At 33.4% G+C, this 22805-nt stretch carries 17 protein-coding genes, 2 tRNA genes and 2 rRNA genes (1 of these 21 only partly in view); 5 read left to right on the forward strand and 16 right to left on the reverse strand.

Annotated elements, in window-relative coordinates; genetic code table 11:
• The 5 genes from NAB20_RS00885 to NAB20_RS00905 all read right to left on the reverse strand — a co-directional run.
• Positions 1–2293: ribosomal RNA gene (locus tag NAB20_RS00885) — 23S ribosomal RNA — on the reverse strand; it reaches 618 nt to the left of the window's first position.
• Positions 2294–2500: 207 nt separating this feature from the next.
• Positions 2501–2574 (reverse strand) — tRNA-Ala (locus NAB20_RS00890).
• Between the two features lie 113 nt (positions 2575–2687).
• Positions 2688–2761, reverse strand: a tRNA-Ile gene (locus NAB20_RS00895).
• 97 nt (positions 2762–2858) lie between these two features.
• Positions 2859–4374, reverse strand: a 16S ribosomal RNA gene (locus tag NAB20_RS00900).
• The 16S and 23S rRNA genes sit together here with 2 tRNA genes alongside, the layout of an rRNA operon.
• Positions 4375–4894: 520 nt before the next feature.
• Positions 4895–6145: an ABC transporter permease gene (locus NAB20_RS00905; RefSeq protein ID WP_088394415.1), complete on the reverse strand. Its 1251-nt coding sequence runs from the start codon at positions 6143–6145 to the stop codon at positions 4895–4897.
• 6 nt (positions 6146–6151) lie between these two features.
• Between NAB20_RS00905 and NAB20_RS00910 the strand changes: the two genes are divergently transcribed.
• Positions 6152–7399, forward strand: a complete 1248-nt coding sequence (locus NAB20_RS00910; RefSeq protein ID WP_105197020.1) for an exo-beta-N-acetylmuramidase NamZ domain-containing protein — start codon at positions 6152–6154, stop codon at positions 7397–7399.
• 374 nt (positions 7400–7773) lie between these two features.
• On the opposite strand, the gene NAB20_RS00915 is transcribed toward NAB20_RS00910, so the two are convergent.
• Positions 7774–8361, reverse strand: a complete 588-nt coding sequence (locus tag NAB20_RS00915) for a PAS domain-containing protein (RefSeq protein ID WP_164849160.1) — start codon at positions 8359–8361, stop codon at positions 7774–7776.
• Positions 8362–8608: 247 nt separating this feature from the next.
• Positions 8609–9103, reverse strand: coding sequence for a YkgJ family cysteine cluster protein (locus NAB20_RS00920; RefSeq protein WP_105197022.1), 495 nt, complete (start codon positions 9101–9103; stop codon positions 8609–8611).
• 68 nt (positions 9104–9171) lie between these two features.
• On the opposite strand from NAB20_RS00920, the gene NAB20_RS00925 reads away from it, so the two are divergent.
• Positions 9172–9876, forward strand: coding sequence for a bifunctional 2-polyprenyl-6-hydroxyphenol methylase/3-demethylubiquinol 3-O-methyltransferase UbiG (locus NAB20_RS00925; protein WP_088394407.1), 705 nt, complete (start codon positions 9172–9174; stop codon positions 9874–9876).
• Between the two features lie 811 nt (positions 9877–10687).
• Here the strand turns inward: NAB20_RS00925 and NAB20_RS00930 are convergent.
• From NAB20_RS00930 to NAB20_RS00965, 8 genes are all read right to left on the reverse strand, one after another.
• Entirely contained in the window at positions 10688–11080 is a 393-nt protein-coding gene (locus NAB20_RS00930; RefSeq protein WP_088393857.1) for an energy transducer TonB, read from the reverse strand.
• Between the two features lie 164 nt (positions 11081–11244).
• On the reverse strand, positions 11245–11877 hold the full coding sequence (locus tag NAB20_RS00935; RefSeq protein ID WP_375605359.1) for a 7-carboxy-7-deazaguanine synthase QueE: 633 nt from the start codon (positions 11875–11877) through the stop codon (positions 11245–11247).
• Between the two features lie 363 nt (positions 11878–12240).
• Positions 12241–13935 carry a tetratricopeptide repeat protein gene (locus NAB20_RS00940; protein WP_105195803.1) on the reverse strand — a complete coding sequence of 565 codons (1695 nt, stop codon included), beginning with the start codon at positions 13933–13935 and terminating at the stop codon, positions 12241–12243.
• A gap of 11 nt (positions 13936–13946) precedes the next feature.
• Complete coding sequence (locus tag NAB20_RS00945) at positions 13947–14858, reverse strand: PstS family phosphate ABC transporter substrate-binding protein (RefSeq protein ID WP_105195802.1); 912 nt, start codon at positions 14856–14858, stop codon at positions 13947–13949.
• A gap of 509 nt (positions 14859–15367) precedes the next feature.
• Positions 15368–16183 (reverse strand): energy transducer TonB, encoded by an 816-nt coding sequence (locus tag NAB20_RS00950; protein ID WP_088393867.1) that lies wholly within the window; start codon positions 16181–16183, stop codon positions 15368–15370.
• A 25-nt stretch (positions 16184–16208) separates the two neighbouring features.
• Positions 16209–16757: a biopolymer transporter ExbD gene (locus NAB20_RS00955; protein WP_088393869.1), complete on the reverse strand. Its 549-nt coding sequence runs from the start codon at positions 16755–16757 to the stop codon at positions 16209–16211.
• 19 nt (positions 16758–16776) lie between these two features.
• Entirely contained in the window at positions 16777–17400 is a 624-nt protein-coding gene (locus NAB20_RS00960; RefSeq protein ID WP_088393871.1) for a biopolymer transporter ExbD, read from the reverse strand.
• Positions 17401–17432: 32 nt separating this feature from the next.
• The gene (locus tag NAB20_RS00965; protein WP_088393873.1) at positions 17433–18257 is read right to left on the reverse strand and encodes a MotA/TolQ/ExbB proton channel family protein; all 825 of its coding nucleotides are present in this window, start codon (positions 18255–18257) and stop codon (positions 17433–17435) included.
• Positions 18258–18642: 385 nt separating this feature from the next.
• On the opposite strand from NAB20_RS00965, the gene NAB20_RS00970 reads away from it, so the two are divergent.
• From NAB20_RS00970 to NAB20_RS00980, 3 genes are all read left to right on the forward strand, one after another.
• Positions 18643–20145, forward strand: coding sequence for a helicase HerA-like domain-containing protein (locus NAB20_RS00970; RefSeq protein ID WP_105195800.1), 1503 nt, complete (start codon positions 18643–18645; stop codon positions 20143–20145).
• Positions 20146–20245: 100 nt separating this feature from the next.
• On the forward strand, positions 20246–20614 hold the full coding sequence (locus NAB20_RS00975) for a DMT family protein (protein WP_105195799.1): 369 nt from the start codon (positions 20246–20248) through the stop codon (positions 20612–20614).
• A 16-nt stretch (positions 20615–20630) separates the two neighbouring features.
• Positions 20631–21002: a cupin domain-containing protein gene (locus tag NAB20_RS00980; RefSeq protein WP_105195798.1), complete on the forward strand. Its 372-nt coding sequence runs from the start codon at positions 20631–20633 to the stop codon at positions 21000–21002.
• Between the two features lie 421 nt (positions 21003–21423).
• Here the strand turns inward: NAB20_RS00980 and NAB20_RS00985 are convergent, their stop codons facing one another.
• The gene (locus tag NAB20_RS00985) at positions 21424–22782 is read right to left on the reverse strand and encodes an NAD(P)/FAD-dependent oxidoreductase (RefSeq protein ID WP_105195797.1); all 1359 of its coding nucleotides are present in this window, start codon (positions 22780–22782) and stop codon (positions 21424–21426) included.
• Between the last annotated feature and the right edge of the window lie 23 nt (positions 22783–22805).

Raw genomic sequence — 22805 nt, forward strand, 5'->3', positions numbered from 1 at the left:
TTTGGAGGCGACCACCCCAGTCAAACTACCCACCAAGCAATGTCCTCCTTTTTTAGGAGTTAGACCTCAGATAAGCAAAGGGTGGTATTTCAACAATGACTCCACAACGCCTGGCGACGCCATTTCACAGTCTCCCACCTATCCTACACATCACTTATCCAAGACCAATACTAAGCTATAGTAAAGGTGCACAGGGTCTTTTCGTCCCACTGCGGGTAATCGGCATCTTCACCGATACTACAATTTCACCGAGCTCATGGCTGAGACAGTGTCCAGATCGTTACACCATTCGTGCAGGTCGGAACTTACCCGACAAGGAATTTCGCTACCTTAGGACCGTTATAGTTACGGCCGCCGTTTACTGGGGCTTCAATTCAATGCTTCTCCGAAGATAACATCTCCTCTTAACCTTCCAGCACCGGGCAGGTGTCAGGCCCTATACGTCATCTTACGATTTTGCAGAGCCCTGTGTTTTTGATAAACAGTCGCCTGGACCTTTTCACTGCGGCCAGCTTGCGCTGGCGACCTTTCTCCCGAAGTTACAGGTCTATTTTGCCTAATTCCTTAGCCATGAATCTCTCGAGCGCCTTAGGATACTCTCCTCAACTACCTGTGTCGGTTTACGGTACGGGTACTTATAATCTATGTTTAGAAGGTTTTCTTGGCAGCCTTTAGGTACACTATCCCTTCATCCGAAGAATCCGAGTACTATCGCATTTCACCAGTCCCAGCGGATTTGCCTACCGGGCCTTTAGCTAAGTGCTTTAACGAACTATTCCGTCAGTTCGCGGTACTTTCACCACTGCGTCACTCCATCACAATTATAACTAGTACGGGAATATTAACCCGTTGGCCATCGACTACTCCTTTCGGATTTGCCTTAGGACCCGACTAACCCGCAGCTGATTAGCATAGCTGCGGAAACCTTAGTTTTTCGGCGGGGGTGTTTCTCGCACCCCTTATCGTTACTTATGCCTACATTTTCTTTTCTAACCTCTCCAGCACCTCTCACAAGATACCTTCGGCGATGTTAGAATGCTCCCCTACCACTTGTACTTAGTACAAATCCATAGCTTCGGTAGTATGCTTATGCCCGATTATTATCCATGCTCGATCGCTCGACTAGTGAGCTGTTACGCACTCTTTAAATGAATGGCTGCTTCCAAGCCAACATCCTAGCTGTCGATGCAATCAAACCGCGTTTGTTCAACTTAGCATACATTTGGGGACCTTAGCTGATGGTCTGGGTTCTTTCCCTCTCGGACTTGGACCTTAGCACCCAAGCCCTCACTGCTCAATATATTATATAGCATTCGGAGTTTGTCAGGAATTGGTAGGCGGTGAAGCCCCCGCATCCAATCAGTAGCTCTACCTCTATATAACTTAACTTGAGCGCTGCACCTAAATGCATTTCGGGGAGTACGAGCTATTTCCGAGTTTGATTGGCCTTTCACCCCTACCCACAGATCATCCCAAGACTTTTCAACGTCAACGGGTTCGGACCTCCACTTTGGGTTAACAAAGCTTCATCCTGTCCATGGGTAGATCACACGGTTTCGCGTCTACCACTACTGACTTAAGCGTATAAATACGCTTTCAACCCCTTAGATTGAATCGCGCCCTATTCAGACTCGCTTTCGCTACGGATCCGTGACTTAATCACTTAACCTTGCCAGCAACGGTAACTCGTAGGCTCATTATGCAAAAGGCACGCCGTCACAGATTATGCTGCTCCGACCGCTTGTAGGCGTATGGTTTCAGGTTCTATTTCACTCCGTTATTCACGGTTCTTTTCACCTTTCCCTCACGGTACTGGTTCACTATCGGTCTCTCAGGAGTATTTAGCCTTAGCGGATGGTCCCGCCAGATTCAGACAGGGTTTCACGTGCCCCGCCCTACTCAGGATAACACTATTCTTTATATTCTTTACTTATACGGGACTATCACCCTCTTGGGTTAACCTTTCCAGGTTATTCTAATTCAGTTTACAAGAAATATTGTGGTCCTACAACCCCGTTATTGCCGTAACAACAACGGTTTGGGCTAATGCGCTTTCGCTCGCCACTACTTACGCAATCACTTTTGTTTTCTTCTCCTCCGCCTACTTAGATGTTTCAGTTCAGCGGGTTCGCCTCCTATCGGATACTATGTCTTCAACATAGTGGGTTGCCCCATTGGGATATCTGCGGATCAATTCGTATGTGCCGATCCCCGCAGCTTTTCGCAGCTTATCACGTCCTTCTTCGCCTCTGAGAGCCTAGGCATTCCCCATACGCCCTTATTTTGCTTATTGTTTTCTTTATTATTTTAGCCATTAGTCAATAGCCATAAGCCACTAGTGCCTATTGCTTTTTTACTAATCACTAAAGATGTTCTTTCTACTTGTTTGTATGTTTATCTCAATATGTCAATGAACTTTGAGCCCCCTCCAGCTCCCCCGAAGGGGGAGAGCCGATTGCTCTATGTTCCTCCCCTTTGGGGAGGTTAGGAGGGGCTGTTGTGGAGAATATCGGAGTCGAACCGATGACCTCCTGCGTGCAAGGCAGGCGCTCTAGCCAGCTGAGCTAATCCCCCATTGTCTATTTTGAATGTTGAATTATTTTTTTGAATTATTTTTCAAATTCATCATTTAAAATTTATAATTCAAAATTCGCTTCTAGAATTTCCTTTTTTATAACTTTAAATAGTAGTCCCGGGCAGACTCGAACTGCCGACCCCTACATTATCAGTGTAGTACTCTAACCAGCTGAGCTACGAGACTCTGTATTTTAAGCCTTTTCTTTTTTTTGAATTAACAGCGAGAGTAAGATTTTAATTTAATTTTAATTTTAAATCACATCCTTTTTTTTTGTCTCTAGAAAGGAGGTGTTCCAGCCGCACCTTCCGGTACGGCTACCTTGTTACGACTTAGCCCTAGTTACCAGTTTTACCCTAGGCAGCTCCTTGCGGTCACCGACTTCAGGTACCCCCAGCTTCCATGGCTTGACGGGCGGTGTGTACAAGGCCCGGGAACGTATTCACCGCAGCATGGCTGATCTGCGATTACTAGCGAATCCAGCTTCACGGAGTCGAGTTGCAGACTCCGATCCGAACTGAGAACGGTTTTTTAGATTCGCGCCTACTTGCGTAGTGGCTGCTCTCTGTACCGTCCATTGTAGCACGTGTGTAGCCCAAGGCGTAAGGGCCGTGATGATTTGACGTCATCCCCACCTTCCTCACGGTTTGCACCGGCAGTCTTGTTAGAGTTCCCGACCTTACTCGATGGCAACTAACAACAGGGGTTGCGCTCGTTATAGGACTTAACCTGACACCTCACGGCACGAGCTGACGACAACCATGCAGCACCTTGAAAAACGTCCGAAGAAAGATCTGTTTCCAAATCTGTCGTTTCCCATTTAAGCCTTGGTAAGGTTCCTCGCGTATCATCGAATTAAACCACATGCTCCTCCGCTTGTGCGGGCCCCCGTCAATTCCTTTGAGTTTCACTCTTGCGAGCGTACTCCCCAGGTGGGATACTTATCACTTTCGCTTAGCCACTCAGGTTGCCCCAAACAGCTAGTATCCATCGTTTACGGCGTGGACTACCAGGGTATCTAATCCTGTTCGCTCCCCACGCTTTCGTCCATCAGCGTCAATATACTCGTAGTAACCTGCCTTCGCAATTGGTATTCCATGTAATCTCTAAGCATTTCACCGCTACACTACATATTCTAGTTACTTCCAAGTAATTCAAGTCTTACAGTATCAATGGCCGTTTGATCGTTGAGCGACCAGATTTCACCACTGACTTATAAAACCGCCTACGGACCCTTTAAACCCAATGATTCCGGATAACGCTTGGATCCTCCGTATTACCGCGGCTGCTGGCACGGAGTTAGCCGATCCTTATTCTTACAGTACCGTCAAGCTCCCTCGCAAGGGAGTGTTTCTTCCTGTACAAAAGCAGTTTACACACCATAGATGCGTCATCCTGCACGCGGCATGGCTGGGTCAGTCTTGCGACCATTGCCCAATATTCCTCACTGCTGCCTCCCGTAGGAGTCTGGTCCGTGTCTCAGTACCAGTGTGGGGGATCTCCCTCTCAGGACCCCTACCCATCGTAGCCATGGTAAGCCGTTACCTTACCATCTAGCTAATGGGACGCATGCTCATCTTGTACCGTTGGAACTTTAATCATAATGTGAGGCCACATCATAATACTATGGGGTATTAATCCAAATTTCTCTGGGCTATCCCCCTGTACAAGGTAGATTACATACGCGTTACGCACCCGTGCGCCGGTCTCAAAGGAGCAAGCTCCTTCTACCCCTCGACTTGCATGTGTTAAGCCTGCCGCTAGCGTTCATCCTGAGCCAGGATCAAACTCTTCATCGTATATCTTTTGTAACCCTAAGGTTAAATATTATGGACAAAGAATGCTAGTTTTCTTACTCTCTTAAATTTTATTGTTTTAATATCTCTATTAAAACGTGCTGTCAATCCAATATGTCTATGAACTTTTTATTCTTATTTTCGCTTTTGACTTAGCGTCTTAGCGGGTGCAAAGGTAAAAATTCTTTTTAAACTCGCAAGACTTTTTTTGAAAACTTTTTTTGAAGTAAGCTTCTAAAAATGTCTTAACAATAACTTAATGAACTTCGCTGTTGCGGGTGCAAATATACGCTCGTTTTTTTCTTTTTTCCTAGTGTTTTGTCTTATTTTTTTAGTTTTTTATTTTAATTGCTGTTTATCAAATAGTTATCCACTACTCCCTTTCTATTATTTTATAGTCCTTTAATTTGTTTGGTTGTTTTTCGAGTCTTGTTATTTTTTTTAATAGGTAGAAAATATTGTGAAATCCTTATTATTTATTAAAAATATACTCTGCTTAACTTTAAAGTACTCTCTGTTTTTTTTACATAAATTTTATTGCTTTCACAGGTGAAATTTTAGTAACTACATAGGAAGGAATGAGCATTACTAAAAGACAAATTAAAACCGTCCCTACATTTAAGAAGGTTATAGCAACCCAATTAATATCTACGGGTGCTGTGGTAACATAGTAATTTTCTGGATTAAGTTTTACTATTTTAAATTTTTGTTGAATAAACAAGAGTCCTATTCCTATAATATTACCCCATAATAATCCTTTAACAATTAAATGAATTGCATTATATAAAAATATTTTTCTAATGGTCCAATTATTTGCCCCAATTGATTTTAAGATACCGATCATTTGGGTTCGTTCTAAAATTAAAACTAGTAAAGCTACAATCATATTAATGGTAGCTACAACAATCATAATAATTAGAATAACTGCGATATTGAAGTCAAATAATTTGAGCCATTCAAAAATATAGTAATATTTTTGAGCAATAGTTTGGGTATCTAGGGCTTTAGTAGGATCTTCTTTATTTATTGTATTATTATAAACTTCGACTCCTTTTGTTTCTATTTGATCAAAATCTTTAAGAAAAACTTCAAAAGCTCCTACTTCTGTGTTTTTCCATTTATTCATTCGCTGGATATGACGAATATCCCCCAAAACATATACTGCATCAAATTCTTGAAAACCGGAATTATAAATTCCAACAATTTGAAACGAACGAAGATTAGGCATTTTACCTTCTTCTTTCATAAAGAAAGTATTACATCTATCTCCTATATCTAAGAATAAGCGATTGGCTAAATACTCAGAAATAATAATTTGATTATTAAGTTTATTTTTTACGTCTGGTAGTTTTCCTTTTATCAGATATTCTTTAACATTATTCCAATCATATTCTTTACCTACTCCTTTAAAAACAATTCCTTCAAAAGTTTTTTCTGTTCGAATAATACCTGCTTTGCTAGCTACAGCCTGTATATGTTTAATTCCTTCAACTGAATTAAAGTTAGGATAAAAATCTTGATTAGTAGATACTGGATTAAGGCTTACTTGCGATTGGTTATCATCAAAATTGGATATTATTATATGACCATTAAAGGCGGATACTTTTTGACGTATTTTATTTTGTAATCCAACGCCTGTTGCTACTGAAATAATCATCATTATCAAACCAATAGCAATAGCTGCTATTGCTATTTTTATTATTGGGGCAGAAATATTACTTTTACGTTCTTTTGTGCGTATTAATCGATCGGCGATAAAAAATTCTAAATTCAATTGATAATGATTTACAAATTGGTTTTCAAAAATACATTTTTATTATGGCTTTTCACTATAGTTGCTTGTGGAAATTGCAAAAAGAGAATAGCGGATGAAAAAACAGACAAGCCCCCTATTAAAGAAATAAATAAGTTACTGAATGCTGAAACTAAAAATAGAAGTATTTTAACTGGTGCTGATAATTTTTCTATTTACTTACCTTTATTGAAAGACAAAAAGGTTGGTATTGTAACTAATCAAACGGGAATTTTATCTAGCAAGGTTCATTTGGTTGATTTTTTAACAGAAAATAAGATTAATTTACAGAAGATATATGCTCCTGAACATGGGTTTAGGGGTACAGCTGACGCTGGAGAACTAATAAAGGATGGCAAAGATGCTAAAACTGGATTACCTATTATCTCTCTTTATGGTAGTAACAAAAAACCGAAGCCTGAACAATTAACGAATATTGACATCATGATTTTTGATTTACAAGATGTAGGTGCTCGTTTTTATACTTATATTTCTTCTTTGCATTATGTTATGGAAGCTTGTGCTGAAAATAATATTTTTCTTCTGGTTTTAGACAGGCCTAATCCTAATGGCAATATTGTTGATGGCCCTGTTTTAGAGACTGAATTTAAAAGTTTTGTGGGAATGCACCCTATACCTGTGCTACACGGGATGACAATAGGTGAATATGCTAGAATGATTAATGGTGAGAGGTGGCTTAAAAATGGTATTGAATGTAGGTTAAAAATCATCCCTTGTAAGAACTATAAGCGTGAAATGTTTTATGATTTACCAATAAATCCTTCACCAAATCTACCTAATTATCAAGCTATTAATTTATATGCTTCTTTATGTCTTTTTGAAGGCACAAACGTGAGTGTAGGACGTGGTACTAACAAACAATTTCAGATTTACGGATCACCATATTTGATCGGAAATAATTTTACTTTTACTCCTTTACCTAATTTAGGTGCTAAAGATCCCGTTTGGAATGGCAAACTTTGTTATGGGGAAGATTTAACAAAAATAGAAAAAATCAAACAACTTGAAATCAAGTGGTTAATAAAGGCTTATAAGGAGAATAATCAGACTATGAATCCTTTTTTTAATGATTTTTTCACAAAGTTGGCTGGTACTAAAAAACTTCAACAACAGATAGAAGCAGGTACTTCTGAGGCTGAAATTCGCAAATCTTGGGAAAAAGATTTATTGGTGTTTAAAAAAATAAGAGGGAAATATCTAAATATTGAATATTAGGTTAGTTTTTTTAAATATTTTTTTCAAATGAAAATTACGTATTAAAAATCTACAATAGATAAAACGATTTTAATTAAAAAGTATTTTTTCTTTTGTATGAAATACTATGTTTAACCCAAATTCCGCATTAGAAATCTATTTCACTTTATTTTCTACCATTCAAGCACGTACTCTCCCCTTAATCATCGAAATAGTTGACTATTTCGTCTTCTAAAATTTTTCGTGAGCACTTGAATTTATTGAAAATTTTTGTTTCAAAACGAAGTCTAATGCGCAATCTGGGTTTAAAGCAAATTTTTATATTTTTTTATATTTGTAGATCTATTTATTATAATATCCTTCGTGTATTTTGTTTTGTTATTTTTAAATCTATTCTATCCAAATAATCTTCTTAAAAAACTTCTGCTTTCTTCCTCTGTCATTACTTTCTCCTCAAAGTTAGAGTTGGTATATTTATCTATTATATGTCTAATATACTCTACATAGGTCTTTCCTTCTTTTTCTAGGAATCCTTTTAAGTAGTTTTCACCTCCATCTGCTCCATAAAATTCTTCTAACTTTCTGATTCTATGATATAAGGGTTCTATTTCTTTTTTGACCAAATCTTCAGGAACTGCCACTCTTCTTGCTTGATATCCTTTATTACCATCAACTATATCAAAATCTGTCAAAACCCAGTAATATTCACCTGATTTTGCCATATTCTTTACAATTCCATAAAAGTTTTCTCCTTTTTTCAGATTATCCCATAAGATTTTAAAAATAGCTTTAGGCATATCAGGATGTCTAATTACATTATGGGATTGTTTTAACAATTCTTTTTCGGCATATCCCGAAACATCTAAAAAAACATCGTTTACAGAAATTATAGTTCCATATTGATCTGTTTTACTGATAATTGTTCTTGATTTATTCCAGTTAACTTCTCTATCAACAGGAATAGGTTTTACATTGTTTAACATTAACACTTTTTTAAAAAACGGGCAAATGTTTCAAAAAATAAGATAAAAAAAATATGATAAATATCATATTTGTAAAAAAAGCAACCAATAAAAACAGATTTCATAATTAAAACACTTATTCAATCATTATTTAAATTTTTAACATTCTTTATATATCGTAAATATTGCTATTTAAAATTACTTTGATGAGTTGAATCAGCATCTGTAATAAATTTCCAAAACGTAATTTGGGTTTAATTTATATTTTTTATAATGGTAATTTCTTTTTCATTTCTTCTACTATGTTATAGGCTGCTGGACATATAGCGACATTTTTTATAGTTAGATTGGCAATTTGTTGAAATTTTTTTCGATCTGTATGTGGAAACTCTCGACATGCTTTTGGACGTACATCATATATCATACAATAATTTTGTGCATCTAAAAAAACACATGGCAGACTTTTTAGCACGTAATCATTATCTTCATCTATTTTAAGGTATTGTTGTATAAATTGCTGTGGCTTTAATCTAAAATATTTTGCAATTCGTTCTATATCGGCAGTAGTAAATAATGGCCCTGTAGTTTTACAACAATTGGCACATTCTAAACAATCCATTTTTTTAAACTCTGCATTATGCAATTCTTGCATAACATAGTCTAAGTTCTTAGGTGTTTTCTTTTTTAGTTTATCGAAATACTTTTTATTTTCATTATGCTTATCTTTGGCAAGCTTACTGAGTTGGTTTAATTCTGGTTTCAAATTTCGAGTTTCAAATTAAGCTACAAAGTTAGAGAACTTAAAACGTTAAACCTCAAATTTTATACAAAATGCTTGACTTATTTGGAAAAGCTTTATTAGATTATCAAACAAATAATACTCCTGAACCGATTATTACTGAGACTAACATTTCTGAAGAGGATGAAATGGATGTAGGATATCTTTTCCGATCATTTAAAGAAATGCCTAAATTAGAACAAAGGGCTCTGAATTTAAGTAAAGGAAATGTGCTAGATGTTGGTTGTGGAGCAGGTAGTCATAGTTTATATTTACAAGAAAAAGGCTTAAAAGTAACATCTTTGGATGTATCAAAAAATGCAATTGAAACTTGTAAATTAAGGGGGATTAAAAACCCCATTTCTAAAAATTTAATTGATTTTGATACGGATGAACGTTTTGATACGATTTTACTTTTAATGAATGGCACTGGGATTTTTGGATCGCTTAAGGATACTTCTAAATATCTTCAAAAACTAAAAAATTTATTAAGTAATAATGGTCAAATTATTATTGACTCTTCAGATATAATCTACATGTTTGATCAAGATGAAGATGGTGCTTATGAAATTCCTGCTAATGGTTATTATGGTGAATTAGTCTTTACTATACATTACAAAGGAGAGACTGAAGAATCATTCCCTTGGCTCTATATGGATTATAACACATTACAAAATGCCTGTCATGCCAATGGATTATTTTGCGAATTAATAGAAGAAGGAAAACATTTTGATTATTTAGCTAGAATTAGAAAATAACAAGATGGTATCCGTTTTTAGATTCAAGATCTTTTTTTAAGATTTTTGATAAAAAATACTTAAAAATAAAATGAAGGTTCAAGTTTTTCTGATTTATGAATTCAACCTCTTTTTTAAACCTTTTCTTTTAAAAAAGGGGTTTATTATTTTTTAATACATTTTATGAAAATATTTCGAGATGTGAGAAATCTAAAAAAAGCCCAAACCTTTACTTGTTCTTCTCATATTAAACCTAGATTACGCATTAGAAATCTATTCAATTTTATTTTTCTTCAAATTTAAGCACGTACTCAAATTTTATTCATCAAAATAGTTGACTATTTCATCTTCTAAAATTTTCCGTGATCTTGAATTTATTGATTTTTTTATTTTATAACAAAATCTAATGTAACATCTGAATTTAACGAATTATGTTGGAAGTTATTTTTTATTAAAGCAAGAATAGTTAAGGATTTACTTTTGGATTTACTTTTATATTTTATAAATGTTTATTTATCAATATACTTTTGCTCCTATTTTATTTAAAAAAATGTTTTAATCGAAGCAAATAAATGAGGTGAATTTACCACGAATAAAATGATTTTTATTCTAAAAAAGGTATTTTTATTTTTATAGAATAATTCCAGTTTTTTTTTCTTTGTAGAGTACAAAAAGGGACACTTAAAAAAGTCGCAATCTTACCATTGCGACCAAAGGGAGTCTTGAACTAAGTAAACAAACGAAGATCAAATCGCATAGCACGAAAATGCTATTTTTCCTTTTGGTCGAGGTGACAAACTAGATGTTAAATTATTACTTTAAAATATTTATTTTAAACCCTAATGGTCACGGATAAAGTAAATAGGACTCGAACAGCTTTTCCATCTTGATCTCCTGGAGTCCATTTAGGACATGTTTGAAGAACTCTTACTATTTCTTGCCCTGTACCGTAGCCTAGATCATTAATTACTTTAATATCTGAAATAGTCCCATTTGTTTCAATTATAAAAGTTACTTGAAGAACACCTCCTGCAAAATTCTCGTCACTTGGTGGCGAAAAATTCTTGCTAATAAACTTCATTAATTCATTATTACCTCCTGGAAAAACAGGCTGATTTTCAACATTATCAAATGGTATAGGGGTTGTTTTAATGCCATTCGGAGAAGATTGAGCCATTCCTATTTGACAAAACCATAAAACAATAAATAAAATTAATTTTTTCATAGTAACCGTTTTTGGGATTAATATTTTACTAGACTTCTCTCAAGCTTTTTGTTGTAGTTTAAAATATTTTAAACTACAACAAAAAGAAAGTAAAATTTTTCTTAGACAAAAGTATGATTGTTTTCTTAAAATCCCAAATACTAATTAAACTTATAACAAAATAATTATGGAATATTTAAATATTTATGTGTTTGTAATGATATTTTCCATTTTGGATTTTCCATCACATAATTTATTATAAGATCTAATACTTCTTCTTTTTTACTCCATTCTGGCTGTAGATATAGTTTGGCGTTAGAATTGGTTTTTAATGCTTGTTCTTCTGCAAATAAAAAATCATGTTTGTTATAAATTATAATTTTAAGTTCATGTGCTTTCTCATAGGCTTCTTGAACGGGTAATTTTGTTTTTTTAGGTGATAAACAAAACCAGTCCCATTCACCTGTAACGGAATAAGCTCCAGATGTTTCAATATGCACACGAAGTCCTGCTTCTTTTAATTTTGTAGTCAAAGGGGTCATATTCCATGTTAATGGTTCTCCCCCTGTAACAACAACGGTATTAGCCTTTTTTTTTGCATTTTCGACTATTACTGAAGTTTTTGTTGGGGGATGTAATTCTGCATTCCAGCTTTCTTTTACATCGCACCAATGACAGCCTACATCACAACCGCCAATTCTAACAAAATAAGCAGCAGTTCCTGTATAAGCACCTTCTCCTTGTATTGTATAAAATTCTTCCATTAAAGGAAGCATATCTCCTTTATTTACAGCTAACTGTATTTCTTTACTCAACATAATTATTTTCTAAAAAGGGGTTGCAAATATACAAAATTAATAGGTTATCTATAATAAAGACGAATCAAGCTTTAGAAGTTTATTATAGATAAAAATGACTTGGGAGTTAAAAGTATATTTTTTTTGTATTTAACCCAAAATCGGCATTAGAATTGAACAAAGTGAATTGACGAAGTAAACCTAATTTATTTTTCTTCCATTCAAGCACGTATTCTAATTTTAATTATTAAAATAGTTTCTTGTTTTTTCTAAAGTTTTGCGTGTTTTTATCTTTTTCCTATCAAATCTTATCATCTCATAATCTGATTAAATAAAAAAACCGACATTTATAAGTTGTCGGTTTTCATTTTATAGGAATAATAGTTATTTAGCAATACTATTTTTAATATTAATAGCATCTGTACCTCCTGGATTTAATGCTAAAGATTTTGCAACATATTCGTTTGCTTTTAATTTATCTGTCTTAGCGTAAAAATGTGCTATTGCATTATAGGCTTCTATTAACTTTTCTTTGTTCTTTTCTACCAGATCACCTCCTTTGTTTAATAGTACTTTGGCAAACTCATCATAGCTAGTAATCATCTGACTTTTAGCATTTGGATCTACTAATAACGCATTTACACGTGCTCTATATATATGTGCATCTTGTGTTGTAGGTGATTTAGCAATTACTGTTGCAAAAGCTTTATCTGCCTTTTGTAATTGAAGCATATCGTAAGCTTTTGGACCTTCTGCTACATTATGAAAATATAATGTGTATCCTAGAAAGAAATTATAGTATGAATATTTTTCAGATGTTGTATTATTAATAGCTACTTCATATATACCTGATGCGTGTTTATATAATTTTCTGTAGAAATAACTTTTTCCAATTTCATCTAATCTTTCTGACATCGATTTATCTAATTCTACTGCTTTATTTAAATTAAGCAATGCTTGCGCATATAAAGCTTCATCTATAACAGGTTTTACTCCTTCATCTGCTACAGGTATTGCTTTTTTTAGTTGAGCCATTCCTAAATATAGATAATCAATAGCTATTAATCTACTAGACGGGTTTGTAGTGAATTTAGTTAAAGCATCAACGGCTGAATCTATATTTCCATTTTCATAGGCTGAATAACCTAAGTAACGAAAAATTTTAGGATTAACTTTGTCCATTTTCACCATTTCATTTGCTTCTTTTTCTAAAGCTTTATAATCTTTAGCTACTACAAGAAAATCTGCATGACGCATACGAGACGCTAGCGAATAATCTGTTAGGCTCATATATTTTTCGTAGTATTCTAATGATTTATCTGTATATTCTTTAAATTTAGTCTTATCATTTTGCTGTAATGCCCATCCAAAGTAGATTTCTGCTAATTCTCTGTATGCTGGTCCATAGGATGCATTTATGGTCAATACTTCATCTATAGCTGCTTTTGCTTCGTTAAATGCTTTTGCTCCTTTTAACAAAACACCTAATTGCATTTTGGCTCTCAATAAACTGTTGTCTGCTTCATAGGCTCCGCGATATGCTGCATAGGCTTCATTTTGACTTCTTAATCCGTAATACGCATCGCCTAAAGCTAACAAAGTCTGTGCATCATTCATGTTAATAGCTTTTGCTTTATTTAACACTTCTACAGCTTTGGTATAATTAGGATTTATAGAGTTAGTATATGCTTTACCAATGAAAACAAATTGCTCTAAATCTTTTTTCTTCATGTTGGCTGTAGCTTGATCAAAATTAAATTGAGCTGCTTGAGCATTAGCATTATCTAGGTCTATTTGACCTAGACCTATATAATTGAATACGCCTCCTTCTTTTTTCGTCAAAGCGGATTGAAAAATGGTCTTAGCAGAGTCTTGATATGTTTGACGTAAATAAACATTTCCTAATAAGAAGGCTGCTTTACCATTTTCTGGATTTGATTTAATAACTGCTTTTAATATTGTTTTCGCCTTTTCATATTGTTCTGCATCAATTGCTTTTTTAGCACTTTCTATATCTTGAGCAAAAACACCTGCATTGATTACAAAAAGAGCGGTACTGAAAAACTTGATTTTATTCATTTTATTTTCAATTAATTATTTTTTTTCTCTTCTACTTCCTTACGGATTATTATATTTCTACTAGGCATTCTAACGGGGACTAATCCAGATTTCAACACTATTCGTTGTCCTAGTTCACCTGCTAAAAATGAAGCAAATCCCATGCCTAAACCAGCAGTTCCTTGATAATTTAATATTTTTATTTTTCTACTATAAGGGTAACTACCTGAAGCTAATAAATCTTGGCTTGGGGTAACAAATGTACTATTCTTAGTTTTTAATTCCAATACTTTAATATTTTCTACTGTTTTTTGAAAATCAGGCATTGGCTGTGTTATCCAATTTATACCAATAACTCCTATTGCATCGGAGTTTTTAGATACGAATGAGATTACTTCATTATTGGTTGACAAAGAAAAAAGATTCTTTTTTGGCAAACTTTTTACTTTTGCAAGATCCATTAGGTATCTAACTGTGCTTGAATTGGCATTATCAAAAACTAAATTTTTTATTTTTGATGTTTTTCCATTTAGAAAATTAATTAATTCTATCTCTTCCATTTTAAAATTGGAATTAGAAGGATGTCCTATAAATGCTATTCCATCTATAGCAAAATCGGTTACTTTTCCTTTGATATTGTTTCTAGAAAAATTTTTTATTTCTCCTGGAATTAATTCACGTGTTAGAATTGCTAAATTATTTTTGCCTTCTGACAAAAGTTTTACGATTTCTCTTTCTGGTTTTGCTACCAACTTTATTTTGGCTTGATATTGATTTTCAAATATCATTTGATGATCTTCAACTAAGGGATAAACTGTTTCATCTACTAATATAGTAGCGGTACCTGTTAATATCGTTTGCTTTTCATCTTTGGTTCCAAAATGGCAACTTACAAAAAAAGCAGCGATAAGCAAAAAGCTTGCAACTAAATATTTTAATTTCATAGGTGTAGATTTTATTTATTATAATTTTAATATTCTATCATTTTCTTAATTATTTCATATCAATCAAAGAAGTATTTGGAAATGTAATTATCATTTTTGGGCTTTAAGGAACTATTCGTTTGTTTATAGGAAACGAATTAATTCTTTATCGAGTATCTGGCTAGACAAAAACAATATTTTTCAAATAGTGATAGATAATGATTTTAAACGACAGAACATTTTTATTTCTAATTTTTCAAAAAAAAAACATGATATATGATTAAAATATCTTGTTTTTCTAATCATTTTTTAAAATAACGTATAAATCTAAAAAAGCCATAGATAACGATAGCAACTCCTAGAGTTATACGATAACTATTTGATAAGGGAAGTTGTTCTATTAAGCGATCCCAAAATAACACCATCAATCCCATACATAAATACATACAAAAGAAGAAAACACCTAAAACAAGAAGAAACCGCTCTTGGAGCGATTTCTTCTCTTGCTTATTTGAATATTTCATATTCATCTATTCAGCTCTAATATCTAGTAAGATTGGCAAACTATATCTTACACGGATTTTTTTACCATTTTGTTCACCTGGTCTCCATTTAGGGGCACTTTTCAGCATACGAATAGCTTCAGCTCCTGTTCCATATCCCAAATCTCTTACAACTTTAATATCGGTTAGGTTTCCGTCTTTTTCTACTACGAATTCAACAAAAACTCTTCCTTTTAAATCGGTATCTACCTCTGGAGTACGATAATTACGTTGTACGTATTTCATGAAGCCTTCATTACCTCCAGGAAATTCAGGTTGCACTTCGATACCAGCAGAACTGTAAACTTGGTTATCTTCTTCTACTACCTTAACAACTTCTTCATTATTACCTGTTGGAGCATCGATTTGAACTTGTGCGTCTTTGTCACCTTTTTGGTCTTTTTCAGCAATGTTCTTATCTTTTAATTCTTCAATGGTTTTAATTTCTTCTGTTACCTTTTTTGCCTCCACAACTTTAGGTTCAACGAATTTTACTTCGTCTACCTTTGGTTTTGGTGGTTCTGGTTTTTTTTCAGGTGGTGGTGGTGGTGGTGTATTTTCTTTTGGTTTTGTCATATCCACCAATACTACTTTTTCATCTAAAGTGGCATCATCCCCACCTTTTGGGATCATACTTATAAGCAAAGGAGAAGCTACTGCTAATGCGAAGAAAGACCCTCCAATGATTAATGCTCTCAATGATGTTTTAGGATTTTCTTTACGTAACTCATAAGCACCATACTTTTTGTTACGCCCTTCAAAAACTAACTCTAACCATTGTGATTTATACAAATCTAATTTCATACTTCAATTATTAGAATTTAGTTAATTACTTTTTTAATATATCCTTCTCTTGCTTCGTAATATCTACTACGGCATAAGTTGGCACTTTACAAATTGCCATTTCATCTAGGATGTCTACCATATTTCTATAGTTCGCTTTTTTATCCATTTTGATGATCACAATCAAACCTTTTGCTGGATCGTTATATTTAGCTGGTACTGATTGCACTTTTTTAGCAATTTCTTGACGAATACCTGCTTTTCCATAGGTAGTTTCTTTAGGTCCTTCAAAAGGAGCGTCTACCCTACCGTAATACCATTTAATTTTATTATTTTCTCCTAATAAAACGGTCATAGTACGGTCATCAGCTACTTCAATATTATCCTTTTTTTCTTCAGGCTTATCATTTTTATCCGGCATCCCCAAGTTCATAGACTGGGGTTTAGACAATGACGTAGTCAACATGAAGAAAGTAATCAGTAAGAAAGCTAGATCCACCATGGCTGTTAAATCCACTTTTGCATTGGATTTTTTACTTCTTACCTTACCACCGTCTTTTTTGCCACCTCCACCGGAGTCGTTTAATTCTGCCATTTCTTTTTCTTATATTATATTAGAAATCACTACTACGTAAACCAGTTACAAGATTGAAACTATTTACATCTTGTTTCTGTAATACATCCATTACTCTTTTGATAGCTGGGTACTCTAATTTAGCATCTCCTTTGATTGCGAATTTTAGATCCTCATTTCTCAATTCAGCACTAGCTGAACGAGCATTAAATATCCATCTAGCCAACTCATCTTTCTTCTCATCAATAGAATCCATTGGCACACCTGGTTGTAATCCTTCTTTGTTTCTGTCAGAACTAGACATAGCAATAATTTGTTTTACATTCCCCATTGGTACTCCGAAACCATCAATTAAAGAAAAACGTTGTTTTTCTGCATCAGTAAAGCTAATTCCGTATTCTTGTCCCATTAATTCTAATGTTCTTAAGCGGATTTCACGGTCTTTCATACCGATAAAGACTTTACCTTTACCTACTGTCAAGGTTACTAAACCAGTTTCAGGCAATTTAGTTTGCACCGTTGAATTAGGTGTATCTACCTGTAAGGGTTCTGGTTGTTTAGCTGTAGCAGTAAGTATAAAGAACGTAAGCAATAGGAAGGCTACGTCACACATTGCTGTCATGTCGATTGCTCCTGCTGATTTACGTGATTTTCCTTTTGCCATAATTATATTTTATATTTAATTATGTCCTTAAATTATTTTAAAGAACCTTTAAATCTTCTGTAAGTGTTAACGATAGTGTTAGCTGCTTCATCAATTGAATAGGTTAATGTATCAATTTTAGAAGTAAAATAGTTATATGTTACGATTGCTAAAGCAGAAGTAGAGATACCAGTAGCCGTATTAATAAGAGCTTCGGAGATACCCACCGCTAAAGCAGCTTGGTCAGGAGTACCAGAAGTAGCTAAAGCACTGAACGCTTTGATCATACCAGATACAGTTCCTAATAATCCTCCTAAAGTACCTAAAGCAACCATTGTAGAAATAATTGTCATGTTTTTTTCTAACATTGGCATTTCTAAAGCTGTAACTTCTTCTATTTCTTTATGAATAGTTTCAGTCGCCTCTTCTGAAGTAAAGCCTTCCGCTTTTACTTGATTGTATTTTACTAAACCTGCTTTGATTGCATTAGCAACAGATCCTTGTTGTTTATCACAAGCTTCGATAGCACCATCAATATTTCCTTGATTAACACTAGCTTGTACATTTTTCATGAAAATATCTAAATTTCCTTTACCAGCAGCTTTAGAAATTACCATTAAGCGTTCAAAAGAGAAAACAACTACCATCAATAACATACCTAATAATACAGGCACGATAAATCCTCCTTTATAAACAGTTCCTAAAAAGTTATGAGGGTGTCCTGTTTCTGAGTTACCTCCTTCAAAGTTTCCTGAAGCTCCCATTATGAATTTCCATACAAAAACACCTACTGCAATACATGCAAGAATAATAATTCCTGAGAATGAAGCACCACCTTTAGATTTCTCTTCTTTTTTTACATTAACGTTGTTTGCCATTTTTTTAAAATTTAAATTTTCTAATTGATTAATTAAATCTCGTATTATTTTTTGAGTAATAATGCTGGCAAATTTAATTTTTTAGCTGATATAAAAAAACTTTTTTTACTTTTCTTGAAAGATTAAAACTTACATTCTATCAACCAAAACGATTAAAAAATAAGAATTATTCATCAAATAAGCCATTATAAACTGTTTTTTAAAAAATAATTAGACATATTATCTGTTTTTCTAAGATTTTTCAAAAATTAAACTTTACATCAAAAAAACAAAAAAAACGCATATTTATCACCAAATAAAGCTAAAAAGGAGTTTGAATATCATGATCGTCTTCGTATTTTGTATACAAAAAAAGAATAACTTGCATTCTATTAAGAACTAAATTATGAGTATTTTAGAAAATTTTAAAGTCGATATTACAAATGGTTATTTTTGTAAAGGAAATTATATTACTCTTGGAGGTGCTATTTTTGAAAAAGAAGCATATTCTATTCCTGTAAATATACCTTTAAAAACACTTAATAGACATGGTTTAATAGCAGGGGCAACAGGTACTGGAAAAACAAAAACGATACAGCTATTATCGGAACAATTATCTTCCAATGGAATTCCTGTTTTAATGATGGACATAAAAGGGGATTTTTCTGGCATTGCAAAAGAAGGGAAAATAATGGATTTTATTAAGGAAAGGCATGATAAAATTAATATTCCTTATGAAGCAAAGGGATTTCCTGTAGAATTATTAACCTTATCGAATCAAGAAGGTGTTCGACTACGGGCTACCGTTTCTGAATTTGGACCTGTCTTGTTTTCACGAATTTTAGATTTAAACGAAACACAGGCAAGTGTAATTGCTGTCATTTTTAAATACTGTGATGATAAAAAAATGGCTTTATTAGACTTAAAAGACATAAAAAAGGTCTTAAATTTCATCACTGAAGAGGGCAAAGAGGAAATCACAAAAGAGTATGGAAAAATATCTACAACAACTACAGGCACTATTCTCCGTAAAATTATAGAATTAGAACAACAAGGGGCTGCTATTTTCTTTGGGGAAAAATCTTTTGAAATTGATGATTTAATGCGTGTTAACGAAAAGGGATTGGGCTATATTAACATCGTTCGCTTGGATGATATTCAGGATAAGCCTAAACTTTTTTCTACCTTTATGATGAATCTTTTGGCTGAAATTTACAACAGTATGCCTGAAAAAGGAGATATTGAACAGCCCGAATTGGTCGTTTTTATCGATGAGGCGCATCTTATTTTTAATGAAGCCAGTAAAACTTTATTGGATCAAATAGAAACGATTATTAAATTAATTCGCTCAAAAGGTATTGGTGTTTATTTCATTACACAAAACCCTACGGATATTCCAAAAGGAGTTTTAGCTCAATTAGGATTAAAAATTCAACATGCTTTACGTGCCTTTACTGCTAGTGATCGTCAAGCAATCAAACAAACTGCTGAAAACTACCCTATATCGGAATATTATCAAACGGATAAAATTATTACATCATTAGGAATAGGTGAAGCTTTTATAACAGCCTTAAATGAAAAAGGCATTCCAACACCTTTAGTTGCCTGTATGTTACGTGCTCCTGAAAGCAGAATGGACATATTAACTACCAAGGAAATTGAAGAAATTAATTCTAAATCAAGTTTAGTTAAAAAGTATTCCGAAGAAATTGATAGAGAGAGTGCTTATGAAATTTTAACGCAAAAATTAGAATCGATTACAGAAGACGTTACTCAAAAAGAAAAAGGAGTTACTACTAAAGATTCCAACATGGGAGAAGTCCTCGCCAAATCGGTATTAAAAGTAGTAACAAGCGCTACTTTTATAAGAGGTGCTTTTAATGTATTAATGAAAGTATTAAAAAAATAATTAGTTTTGGCTAAAAGCTATTATATTAGTTTTATTAGTAGAATTTATGGGATCGTAGTAAATTTTATATTTTCCAATTAAAACTTGAGAATAAACTCTTATGAAGGGATATATTACAATAGGTTTACTTGTACTTTCGAATATATTTATGACGTTAGCGTGGTACGGACATTTAAAGTTCAAGGAATTAAAATGGTTTGAAAATACAGGTTTGATTAGCATTATATTAATCAGTTGGGGAATGGCTTTGTTTGAATATTTTTTTCAAGTTCCAGCTAACCGAATTGGATTTCAAGGCAACGGAGGTCCTTTTAGTTTGCTTCAACTAAAGGTTATTCAAGAAGTGATTACGTTAATTATTTTTGTTCTATTTTCACTCTTATTTTTTAAAAATGAAAGCCTCAGATGGAATCATTTAATAGGTATGTGTTTTTTAATACTTGCCGTTTATTTTATTTTTAAGAAGTAAAAAACACATTCGAATTATGAAGAAGAAGCATTATTTTATACAAAAAAATCCGTTTGTAGTACCTACCACAGATGGCAAAATAATTCAGGAGCATCATGGCTTAATAAGCACAAACAATACGGAAATTTCAATTGCACACATGATAGCTCCTGCTGGCTGGAGCGAACCTTTTCAAACACCTGAATTTGAAGAATACACCTATATCATTTCAGGTAAAAAACAATTTATTATTGGGGATGAAACTATTGTTTTAGAAACTGGACAGTCTATTAAAATTGAAAAAAACATACGGGTTCAATATTCTAATCCTTTTGAGGAACCTTGTGAATATATTGCTATTTGCAAACCTGCTTTTTCCATAGAAAAAGTGCATCGAGAAGAATCGTAAATTTTTAAAAAATATAAAATATTCTCTTAGGATCTTAATTTCATTGATTCCGAAGTAAAAAATAAGGAATCTTCCATTTCGATAAAAGCTAAGGATCGCATAGAGTGTATAAGTGTACATTTATCAAAAATAATTCATTATAATTTGGTTTAGATGACGGGACTCCTCCTCATGTTGGAGTGACAAACTAAACAATGATTTTTTAAAAGTTAAATACAGTACTTTTTATGTTTTTTTTGTAGAAAATCTTTATTCTTATATAACGTGTAAAATGGTACTTTAAAAATACCCATTTCGGAAAATAGAATACCTAAATGCAAGGTTTTTGAATGTTATAGTTTAAAAACCTTGCACTTAATAATAAAATTTGGTTGTTGAGTTTTATGATTTTTTGAGTTTTTCAGCAGATCATATGTTAGACCTATTCCTTAGTCTCTTTTTCATTAAGTAGGAAAATCATCTTTTTCTCAACTTCCTCACTATCCCATTTATTTTCAATATCTGCTATAGACATTATTTCTTCCATTATTTTATTTTGAAAATCACCCAATGCTAGTGCTTCAGAGTACGGGTGTGTACTAAAAGTTACCCTACTATATAAGGGCAACCATTTATCTGGATGTTTATCTGAAAACCATTTTTCTATTTTTTTTTGTAATAAGAACTTTTCATCGGCGGTTTTTGTACTCATTTCTACAAAATTTCGACGAGATAATTCAGCTATGGCATCTGCATTTGGTTTTCTTTCTTTTTGATATTCTTCGAATATTGTTTTCCAATCATCTCCATATTGGGCTATCATTTCTGCTAAAATGGTTATATCTTCAAACCCGGCATTCATTCCTTGACCATAAAAAGGTACAATAGCGTGAGCCGAATCACCTATTAAGGCTACTTTGTCTTCATAAGTCCAAGGAAAACATTTCATCATAACAAGGTAACTTGTGGGGTTTTTAAAAAAGTCTTCTACTAAATCTGGAATTACTTCTTTTGTATCGGGAAAATACTTTGCAAAAAAATCAACTAATTTTTTTTCTTCTTTTAAAGACTGAAAGGAATTTTCTCCTTCAAAAGGCATAAATAAGGTACAAGTAAAACTTCCATCTAAATTGGCTAATGCCATTAACATAAATTGACCACGAGGCCATATATGTAAGGAATTTTTATCAATTTTATGTGTTCCATCTGGATTTGCAGGAATATGGAGTTCTTTGTATCCTAATTTCATAAATTCTTGGGTATAGTCAAACATGCTTTGACGTTGCATACGGTGACGAATACGAGAAAATGCACCATCTGCACCAAAGACTTTATCATATTTTAATTCTTGCCAATCTCCTTGTTCTGTTTCTCCTACATATAGGGTTGCATCAACTAGAGATACATCCCAAATTTTATGTTGAAATTTAAATTCAACACCTACTTGTTCGGCTAAATCAATCATTTTCCTATTTAATACGCCTCTAGAGAGGGAAAAAATAGCTTCTCCATCTTTTCCATAATACTGATAGTTAAGCTTTCCATCTTGTAAATGGATAGCGCGCTTATCAACTGGAATTCCTATTTTTTGTATTTCTTGCTCAATACCAATATTTTCTAAAGCTTTCCAGCCACGATTTGACATTACTAAATTAATTGAACGTCCTGAAAACTCAACTGTTCTAATGTCTGGACTACGATCTAATACGTGAACGGTATGTCCCTTTTTTTTAAGATAGATTGCCAATAATGTTCCTACTAAGCCAGAACCTACTATAGCAATTTTTTGAGGTGTTTGCATTTATATTTTTATAAGCCGTTATG

The organism is Flavobacterium davisii (assembly GCF_042182265.1).
Taxonomy (GTDB): Bacteria; Bacteroidota; Bacteroidia; order Flavobacteriales; family Flavobacteriaceae; genus Flavobacterium; species Flavobacterium davisii.